The sequence below is a fragment of the Blastococcus sp. KM273128 genome, assembly GCF_021698975.1.
Classification (GTDB): Bacteria; Actinomycetota; Actinomycetes; order Mycobacteriales; family Geodermatophilaceae; genus Blastococcus.
On record NZ_SSXA01000179.1, the window covers coordinates 1 to 644 of the forward strand.

The 644-nt window shown below is 73.6% G+C and carries 1 protein-coding gene; it reads left to right on the forward strand.

Translation table 11 applies throughout. The features are described from left to right. The coding region (locus E9529_RS21480) for a serine/threonine-protein kinase (protein ID WP_236833286.1) at nucleotides 1-644 on the forward strand (644 nt) is incomplete at both ends.

Consider the following 644-nt stretch of genomic DNA (forward strand, 5'->3'; position numbering starts at 1 on the left):
CCCGCACGCGATCTCGGTCTACGACGTGGCGGTCGAGGACGGCGTGCCCTGGCTGGTCATGGAGTACCTGCCCTCCCGCAGCCTGGCGCAGGTCCTCGGTAGCGACGGCGTGCTGCCCGTGGGCCTGGTGGCGCAGATCGGCGCGCAGGTCGCCGACGCGCTGGCGGCCACCCACGCGGCGGGGATCGTGCACCGGGACGTGAAGCCGGCAAACGTGCTGATCGGCCAGGGCGGCCGCGTCGCCGGCCTGGTGAAGATCACCGACTTCGGCATCTCGCACGCCAGCGGCGACGTCACCCTCACCCGGACCGGCCAGATCACCGGCACCCCGGCGTTCCTCGCGCCGGAGGTCGCCCAGGGCCACGCGATGACCGAGGCCAGCGACGTCTTCTCCCTGGGCGCCACGCTCTACACCTGCCTGGAGGGCGTGCCGCCGTTCGGCATGGAGGAGAACGCCCTCGGCATGCTGCACCGCGTCGCGGCGGGGCGGATCACTCCCCCCCAGCGCGCCGGGGCGCTCACCGGACCGCTGCTGCGGATGCTCGCCGAGGACCTGCGCCAGGCTGCGGGAGGGCAGGTACTCCATGACCAGCCAGGGCACGCCGTCCTCGACCGCCACGTCGTAGACCGAGATCGCGTGCGGG